General features: G+C 38.5%; 4 protein-coding genes and 1 pseudogene. 3 read left to right on the top strand and 2 right to left on the bottom strand.

Going from position 1 to position 9,328, the window contains the following annotated elements:
• The 3 genes and pseudogenes from IQ260_RS21935 to IQ260_RS21945 all read left to right on the top strand — a co-directional run.
• Positions 1-230, top strand: a pseudogene (locus IQ260_RS21935) (cyclophane-forming radical SAM/SPASM peptide maturase GrrM/OscB); the annotation flags it as partial.
• 57 nt (positions 231-287) lie between these two features.
• Positions 288-1,190, top strand: a complete 903-nt coding sequence (locus tag IQ260_RS21940; RefSeq protein WP_193995222.1) for a hypothetical protein — start codon at positions 288-290, stop codon at positions 1,188-1,190.
• Between the two features lie 1,160 nt (positions 1,191-2,350).
• The gene (locus IQ260_RS21945) at positions 2,351-2,638 is read left to right on the top strand and encodes a hypothetical protein (RefSeq protein ID WP_193995223.1); all 288 of its coding nucleotides are present in this window, start codon (positions 2,351-2,353) and stop codon (positions 2,636-2,638) included.
• 56 nt (positions 2,639-2,694) lie between these two features.
• Here the strand turns inward: IQ260_RS21945 and IQ260_RS21950 are convergent, their stop codons facing one another.
• Together IQ260_RS21950 and IQ260_RS21955 are read right to left on the bottom strand one after the other, a co-directional pair.
• Positions 2,695-7,692: a WD40 repeat domain-containing protein gene (locus tag IQ260_RS21950; protein WP_193995224.1), complete on the bottom strand. Its 4,998-nt coding sequence runs from the start codon at positions 7,690-7,692 to the stop codon at positions 2,695-2,697.
• An 81-nt stretch (positions 7,693-7,773) separates the two neighbouring features.
• A complete protein-coding gene (locus IQ260_RS21955) occupies positions 7,774-9,105 on the bottom strand; it encodes an ATP-binding protein (RefSeq protein ID WP_193995225.1) in 1,332 nt (443 codons plus the stop codon).
• Positions 9,106-9,328 lie beyond the last annotated feature (223 nt).

The following is a 9,328-nucleotide window of genomic DNA, read 5'->3' on the forward strand; positions in this document are numbered from 1 at the left end:
TTAAAAAAATAAATCGGGATATACAAGCTGGAGTTGATCTGTGCAAAAAAGAATGTGAATATTTTTCTGTATGTGGCGGTGGTGCTCCATCTAATAAATATTTTGAAAATGGTTCGTTTGCTTCATCCGAAACAATGTACTGTCGGTATACCAAAAAGATCCTTACAGACATTGTTCTTGCAGAATTAGAAGAAAATCTCGGCCTAAATACTCCTTATTTACCTAATTAAATGGCTGCACAACATTTGGAGCTACTTTTTATTTTATAAAATTTTCTCTATCATCCTATGACAAGACTACTAGATAGTGTTCGACTTTATTTGCATCCTAATTTGTCTCTCAGTGAGCCAAGGGTATGGTTAAATTCAGGAGTTCATCAGCCTAATTCATCTGAACTGGATGAGTTAAAAGGCACCTCTTTTACGAAAGATGCATATATTCCGAACGATGATTGGCAAATTCTTACTGAGAAACAATCTAAGCAATTGCTAGCTCAAAATCGTTTCAATGATTATAGCCGAACAGTGAGTGTTTTCTCTGTTCCTAAAAATATTCTTCAACCTTTGCAACAGCTGAAAATTAGTCAGTTACCACCAACTCAAACATCAGTATTGAACCAGGCTCATTACAAAGAAGCTATCGCACCAATTCTGCATCATTTCACATCTTATTGCCGAGATAGAAATCCCAACTTAGCTGGTATTGGAATTAGTCCACCTGGATTACCTACAATTACTATTAATCAACAACAGTCTATTGGGCTACACCTTGATAGCTGGGATCGGTTACCTCTAGCCCGTCGTCATCAATCAACTAATCGGATCTGTATTAATTTGGGAACAGATGATAGATATTTTCTCTTTATTAATTTAACGTTATTAGATATGTTGACAGTATTACGGTATGACCATTTCTCGGCAAAGGAGGTAGAGAGAGACTTTAACAACAAAATGAGGTGGAAGTTTAGAAAACTTTTCTATAAGTATAGATCTAATAAGTGTAAGGCATCTCCTTTAGCTTTAAAGAACGCCTTTGTAAGACGTTACCCCAACTATCCCGTGATAAAAGTGAAAATTATCCCTGGAGAGGCATATGTAGCACCAACAGAGAATATTATTCATGATGGGTCTAGTCTAGGACAACAACACTTTGACGTACAATTAACCCTTCGAGGCCATTTTAGACTTTAAGGCGTGTTCGAGTTAGGCCAATTACTCCAGTTATTCCAGTCAGACCAAGTCAAGTTATTCCAGTTAGCCCAGTTAGGCCAGTTGACCCAGTCACTCCAAGAAGATTCATCACCTGAAGCCTGTCCTAACTGTTCCGAAGCTTGGTCTGATTGCTTAGATAGGTTGGGAAAAAATTTTCCTAACCTAAATCCGTTACATTGATATAACTTCTCTGAATTCGAAGTATAGAATCGCTGACAATTTACAACACTATTCCGAATCTGGCTAATACGGGCTTCTACACCGTTTTTCTCTTCCTCATATTCCAATCCATGAGCACATGAATTAGAATCTACTGTAGACAACAGGATTGTAACAAATATAGCCGCTATAGTATACCTTATTGAAGAGAGATAGATTTTCATAAATACACACTAGAGAGCAATTTTGACTCAACTAATCACAGCTAGTAAAAAAGAACATTTTTTTAGTAGAGGATGCTTTAATAGATATTTTGCAGAAGATTTGAAGATACTAACTACAACTCTTACACGATAAAAGCTTCCATACATAGAGAAAAGGCTGAGAGGAATATGCCCCAAAAGCCTTATGCCAGGAAATTAATTGAATGGAACCTCAACAATAAATCTAGTCAACTTAATCATATAGAATTTACTCGCAAGTTCATCAAGAACGTATAAAATACATAAAGAATTGAAAAAAATATTTATACTAGAAAGAATATGTCTGGGATTGATCATTTTCCTCATGGAGAAAGATTATATTTGGAGCACTATAGCCTTTGGCGTCAAGCAGTAGTAAGACTAATATAGGTGAGGTAAATCTACTCTAGTGGTGTGTGAGGATGTATTGAAAATGCTGTATCGCTATTGATTGATGCTTTAGTAGAGTGCTACTCTTCCAATGGAGTAATAAAATTTATAGGTATTCTAGCACTCCTTCCTACGTCTTGACTCGTTGACATTCGGCACTGTTTTGAGCTTTCACGAAGATGTAAGGGAACCTTGCATATAGCTACTATTCTTATTAGCCATATTGTACTGTTCACGTAATGAGCACTTTTAGTGAACCTTTTTCTTCAATTCAGTAAGCAAGTTTATCTATCGAACATCCTCTAGCGATTTGTATGATTCTTCCTTTCGGTTACCAATACTTTTACCATGAGCAGTTTACCTAAGAGTTGGAAGTCTATCAAAACATTATTAATCGCACAAGTTGCTACTGTGCTTAGTTTAGGATTAACTCAAAATACTGTAATAGCTATTCAACCAAACTCTGCTACTCCGTCAATAGCTCAAAGATTAGAAAATTTACGCGAGAGATCTGCAGCGTTATCGCTGCAACCTGACGAAGAAAATGCTAAGGCCCTTGAAAAGCAATGGTATAACTGGGGGAACTGGAGCAACTGGAGCAACTGGAGTAATTGGAGTAATTGGAGTAATTGGTAAAATGATTAGAGTAATTGGTGAAATTGCTTTTTAACTCCTAGATTTGAAGGACATCTTTACTCCATTTTTAAGCAAAAGTTTATTACGCTGCTATAGCTGTCGATAGCAGAATTATTATGTATTGGCGTAAAGTGTATGTAGTCTGATAGCCACGTACATCCCTTTGAAAGAAGTCTATCAAGGTTGTCAATATCCCAGGGTTGGACTTTACCATCACGAGAAATAGTGAGCAACTTATTGTCTCCACTTATAAAGTGAATACTCTGAATTGAAGTCTTATGTCCCTGATATTCTGCAAGTTGATTTCCGTTAAGTGTCCACAACTTAGCAATGCCATCTGCTGAAGCCGTTGCTAGTAAATCGCCATTTTGACTGATTGCTAAATCATTAATCGCCCGCGTACTAGCTTTGGAGCCCTTTCGTTCGGTATTCATAATTTGCTCCTTCTCCCATATAAAGAATGCTCCTTCTGTGTCTGCAGTAACCAAGATCTGATTATCTAAATTCATAGTTGCACTCAAGATAGGAGTGGAACTTTTGGTTGTTATGCATTGTGAAGAGCCAGCTGTATCATCAAAGTACCAGATGCAAATTCTTCCATCTAATGAAGTAGTTACTAAATAACTCTCATCCTGACTGAACTCAAGGGCTGAAATATGGCCTTGATTAAGTTTGATTGTTTCAACTTTATCTGTCTCAGTATTCCAAATACTTACAAAGCCTTTTTGCAATGCAATAGCTATTTTATCTCCAGAAGAACTGAAAGAAGCTGCCGACGATGGTTGAGATGATTCACCATTATCCTCACTGCTTAAGGACAATTCTTCAACTGGAATCCAAGTCGAAGATTGAGCATCAAAACTACTTTCTAAATCCCAAATTTTTACCAACCCATCATTAGAAGCAGTAAGAAAAATCAACTGGTTAGGATGAAACTGAATATCATTACTCTGACCAGAGTGAGCTTTGAAATTATATAGTGGTTTTCCAGAATGATTCCAAATATAAACAATTCCCTTTTCAGATATAGCAGCTAAAAATCTTTCATTATAGCTAATGCTTGAATTAAGAATACCTAAACTGAGAAATGAATCTTCAGAAGGATTACTATAAGATTCGAGAAGTTTATTCTCTAAAGTCCAAATACCTACAGTTTTATCATCGGAAACTGTAGCCAAAACGTTAGGCATATCAGGATTCACGCTGGCATCCCAAACAGTTGCTTGGTGTCCCTCTAGCTTTAAGAGTTCCTGACCTCTTAGGTTCCATAATCTAACAGTACTGTCATCAGATGTCGTCACAAGGCTGGAACTAGTATTTACGTTACCTACATCCGGTAAAAAAGTAATACTTCTCATCGGGGCATAGTTAGCTGCAAATTTAACAAGTTCTTTCCCTTGAAGATTCCATAATCTTCCAGTGCCGTCTATCGAGACTGTGGCAATGGTTTGACCATCAGGGCTAAATGCAACATCTCGGACTTCTTTCTCATGTCCTATCAGGATTTTAGGACTCATCAGCTTTTTATTCTGCATCTCCCAAATACGAACATTTGAATCACTTGATGCCGCTGCAAGTGTCTTCCCATCAGGACTAAGGGATAAACTAATAATAGTTGCATCAGAGTAAACCGAAGCGTCTCTGAGCAAATTACATGAAGGCTCCCAAACCTGAATTCCTTCCTGTAAAGAAGCGGTAACAAAGAAGTCTCCTTGAGGGCTAAAGACAATACTGAATACAGGACCAGAACTTACTTGGCAAGTGCTGAGAGAATTACCTTTAAGATCCCAAAACCTCACTGTTCCATCCTCAGAAGCAGTTGCAATCACGTCACTATTGGGCTTAAAGTTAACATCTAATACAGCAGCTACATGACCTTTGAGCACAATAGATGTATTATTCTCTAAATCCCACAAGTAAGCAGTTTTATCTCTAGAACCTGTTAAAAGATATCGACTATCTTGGGGATTAAACATTACAGATAAGATCCCATCTTTATGAGCACTGAGCCGATTTTTCAATCTAATTTTGCTCAGAATTTGCTGAAGGCCAAAAATAGGACTTGCAGGATTATAACTGTCTGAAGAAATAGACAAATTAGATTGTTGCTCGTTGAAGCGCTTTAAATCTAGCCCTACTTCTATCGCGGCAATTAAACTTTGTAATGGCTCAGATTCCGATTCAAACTTTTGTAAAGTTCTCCAGCCTTCTCGTTCTAACTCTAGGCTTCTGCGAGAATATTCCAAATCCACATGGAATTTTTGCAAGTTTAAGTTTGCTCTTAATCCAAGAGCTATTGCAATAGCGAGTATACTACTCAAAACACTTGTACCGATTATTACAGCTTGTCTTGCCCTCTTATTATTTCTTGCTGCAATTTCAAGCTCTTCTTCTGTTTTTTCTCGCTGCTCTCGCTCCTTCTCTAATGCCTTAATAGCCTGCTTTAACTCTATTTTTTCACGTTCTAACCTTGTAATAATCTCATTGATTTCCGGTTGCTGTTGACGTCGAATAAATGTAGCCAGATAATCATGAACCAACTGATATCGATTAGATGGAGTTTCTGGCCAGAGAAACACTAGACCTGATTTGACAAATATATTCAAGACTAAGTCTAATCGACTCGATTGTTCAATCAAATCATTTGCAAGGCGTTTCAAATCTTTCTCAATTTCAATTCGTGTTCGCTGAGGTCGGGTGTCATTATCGCCCGTAAGAAGATATAAAATCAACTCAGCTGCTTTCTTATTTTCAGGACCACAATCTTTAACAACCTCTTCTAGGTATTGTTGTACAAGTTTGTTTTTGGGTCCTTTTTTCTGATACTCTTCTAAGGTTTCAATGTTTTCAGCCTGTAATTGTGCCCCAACAATTTGCAATTCAATCGGGCGCACCTTACCTCCCTCCCTAGCCAAATCTTTTACAACCTCGTTAACTAGCTCAGGCTCCAGCATAATATTTGAGCGTTCAGTCAGACTGTTGACGATTGCCTTAGCATCATCCTTAGAGAAGTTCCCTAGCTCAAATCGATTTTCTATACTGAGAATATTGTTGCCGATATAACTCTCATGAGGAAGTCTTTCATACTCAAGAAGATAGTGCAAATAATCTTCTCTTAAAACGATAAACACCTTAATGTAAGGAATATTTTGAAAGCATTGATCTAGAAAATTAAAAAATGGCTGCCATTTTTCTGACGTATCACAAGCAATAAAAAATTCTTCAAATTGATCAAAAATGAGAACCGTCAATAAATTACGCGCATCATTTTGACGAATTTGACTCAAAATAGTATCGACTGTGTCAAGAGGTTTGTGAATTAGAGTATCTGGATACCTCTCTAAACTTGCTTCCAAAGATTCACCTAGATGCTCAACCCAGTTACCATAGAATTGGCAGTAAACCGGCAGCACATCACGACTGTTGATGATTTTAGACTTTAATGTAGGGACTAACCCTGCACTCATCATAGAACTTTTTCCGACTCCAGACTGGCCATGAATAATCGTTAACTTATGATTTGGGCGCGTAATTCTCTCGACTAAACGATTAATATCTTTATAACGCACAGAAACAGCTATCTCCTGTGCTATTTCTTCAGACACCTTATCTAAAAGTACTGTGGGTTTAAGGGATCGGAGAGGACGGAGACGACTAGCACCAATGAACGCTCGATATCCATACTGGCTCTCTACTGCTCGCTGCTCTTGTTTGATGTCAAATGCTTTGAGGTATGCCTCCTGTTTAAAGTAAAGATCGCGTAGGGTCTCTAAAATTTGAATGTATCTTGATGGCTCATCTAGTGGTTTACTGACGAACTTGGCTTTTTCCAGACTAACGATGGCTGCCTTTATTTCACCTGAGTTGTACTGGGCCTGAGCCAGCAGTAGTAGATATAAACCTTGGCGTTGACGATTATTTGATGGAGCCTGCTCTAGGGCATTGAGCGCATTCTGAGCGTGCTTGCGTGTGTTTTCCCAATCAGCATCCTTAAGGGCTATTGCTGCTAGAAAACCACAATCGCGTGCCATTCGTGCTCGATTTGGGAAACGCCGATGTAGTTTTAACGACTTCTCTGCTAATTTCTTTAGTTCGTTCCATTCTTCAATTTGCTGCAGAGCGTCTCCAAGCTGGCCAATAAAGTTGGCAACTAACTTATGGCAATTGGCTGCTTCTAAAACCTTCAAACAGCGTGAAAAACATTCTTTAGCTTGAAGCCAATGCTTAGGAGCATTAGAGCGATCAACATAAGCTCTACGTCGATAACAAAGGCCAAGATGGAATAAGACCATGCCAGAGCGTTCAGCTTGCTCTGTTTCATCCCAGTACTTTAGGCTATTTTGATAGTTTTCCTCAGCCTCGTCTAAAGCATCATGGCGATAATTCTCTCGACCTAGCGCTAATTGAACACTAGCCAAGAATTCTGGCTCGAGTGGCTGATTTCGTCTTTTTAACTCATTTTGCGCTACCCTAAGTTCCTTCAATCGAGGAGCTTTAATTGCCAAGGATAATACTGTATCACTTGCTGGATAGCGATCACTAGCGTTTAGGGTATGCTCAAACAGAAGCTCTGCATTACCTTTAATAAGCGCCAACAGTTCTTGATTAGACAAATCAAAGGAAAGAGGGGTTGCCCAACTGTAAAAATCGGGGACGAGACGAATAAACTTCTGAAGAATCTGATCGTTGAGCCATAATACAAGAGGAAAGTTAAAGTTCTTCCTGAATTCTTCTCGAACTTGATTGGTTGCCAACAAAAGAGTATCTAAATCCTTCACATACTCAAAACCACTAACACAAAGAGCATCAGGTAAATCACTTTTATATTCCGTTTCAATTAAAGTGTAAAGGGTTTGATTTGTTTTTTTTAACTCAAGTTCTTCAAAAGAAACGGAGCAAGTATGATGCAACTCATTCAATAGTCTTCGCTGCAAATTTTCATAATTACAACGCACAACGATAAGTTCAAAGCGGCGTTTACTGGTCAACCGCATTGTTCTGCATAATACCTGGAGGCTGTTTTGATTCGAAGGAGAATCTGAAGAGTTAGACATAATGAGTTGCTCATTTAGTCATCAGAGTGACAGGATTGATAGTAAATGGGTATTTTATCTCTCTCAGCTAGATCCAAGTCATTATGCGGTTGAGATCACAGGCATCAGCAAAGGATTTACGTCAAACCATTGCCCAGTTTCATCAGGATATTCAAAGACAAATAAACTTCGCAATAAAATATCATGATCCTTATCGCCATTTAATTGCTTGGTAAGATGTACAGACTTTAACATTGCCTTTTCATTGCTATTAACAGCAAGGCAAGCACGATTAGAATATTCATTAATGACCCGCTGCAGCAATTCAGTAGTAATAGGTGGATCGGATTCCTGTAAACAGCGATACAGCATTCCTAAAAGCGTGCGAACATGTCCACCACTGGTTACACAAAGACGATCTAAGGTAGGTTCAGAATCGAAGACTTTAGTGACTAGTGCAGCATCGAGATCAACTTGATTTACCAAAGAAGGAAAAGCTCTGACCATCACCATATGCTTAAGCAAATGTAGACCTTCCTCATGTGATGAGCCATCTCGTCTCATCACAGGCACCATAGGCAAGGTTTTTGGAGCGATTCCTCCACCAAAGCGATTAGTCAAAGATTGATAATCGTTTGAAAAAATGAGGGATAAGGGGATAGTGTACACTACATGACAATCTAGCTTTCGGAGTTGATCTCCTCGATCAACAAATAGATATTCAGGTTGTGAACGGCCTGATCCTTCAATTTTACGATTATCTACACGATCTAGATTATCTACTAGAACAACCAAACCATGCTTGTTTTTTGCATTGAGTTGTTCATGTGCTTTTTTCAAGATATGTTTATTGAGTGTTGTTAGGATTCTCTCAGTTTGGGGCTCAAGATATTGTCTTAATCGTTGACGCAGAGTTTGACTTTCTCGTGTCTTGGCAACAATTTCACCTAAGCTGAGTGGAAGCGATGCTTTTGCTTCTAATGATAGTTCAATTGGAGTCCCCAGAAAGTCAGCGGTTTGATCCAATAAATTTCTAAAGTAACCGGGCTTAAGTTTGATACCAATAGATTCAAGACTTGTACTTACCTGTCGAGTAATCGCCAACAGAACATCCGTGACATCAACATCAGCCATATCTAAATCCTCAGTTGATTCAAAGTAGACTACATGAAAATTTCGAGCTTCTAAATCAGCTTGAAGTTTTCTGAGTTCTGTAGATTTGCCGCATCCAATATGACCTGTAAAGAGTTGGCACGTAGACTGATTAGCACGAGATCTCATTAGAATTGTGCGCTCTAATGTTTCAATGATGCGTCCTCCTCGCACTGAAGAAAAGTCAACATAGTATGCCTGATCTTCAGGTCGATTTGGGATCAGAGTTCGACTAGGATCACAAGCATCAAAAAAACGAAGAAAATCCAGCTTTTGTTCCATTAGCTATGGCTCCCTGCAAGCAAACAGTAACTATTTTCTAAGAAGAATAAGAGCATGATTTTATGATAGATATGCTAAAAAGACACAAGCCCTTTAGTTAGTGTCATGAATTTTTCGCCACAGATTTGCGGTCATGTTTAGCATGGTCTCGCTCAATGACAAGGAAAAAGACGGTTAAACAGCTCGTTTCATGAGGGAATGCTCCAATTTCATCAGACTTGGT

Source organism: Leptolyngbya cf. ectocarpi LEGE 11479, assembly GCF_015207065.1.
Taxonomy (GTDB): domain Bacteria; phylum Cyanobacteriota; class Cyanobacteriia; order Phormidesmidales; family Phormidesmidaceae; genus Leptothoe; species Leptothoe ectocarpi.

Coding starts and splice junctions, on each gene's coding strand:
- IQ260_RS21940 (WP_193995222.1), top strand. CDS start 288: ATGACAAGACTACTAGATAGTGTTCGACTTTATTTGCATCCTAATTTG.
- IQ260_RS21945 (WP_193995223.1), top strand. CDS start 2,351: ATGAGCAGTTTACCTAAGAGTTGGAAGTCTATCAAAACATTATTAATC.
- IQ260_RS21950 (WP_193995224.1), bottom strand. CDS start 7,692: ATGTCTAACTCTTCAGATTCTCCTTCGAATCAAAACAGCCTCCAGGTA.
- IQ260_RS21955 (WP_193995225.1), bottom strand. CDS start 9,105: ATGGAACAAAAGCTGGATTTTCTTCGTTTTTTTGATGCTTGTGATCCT.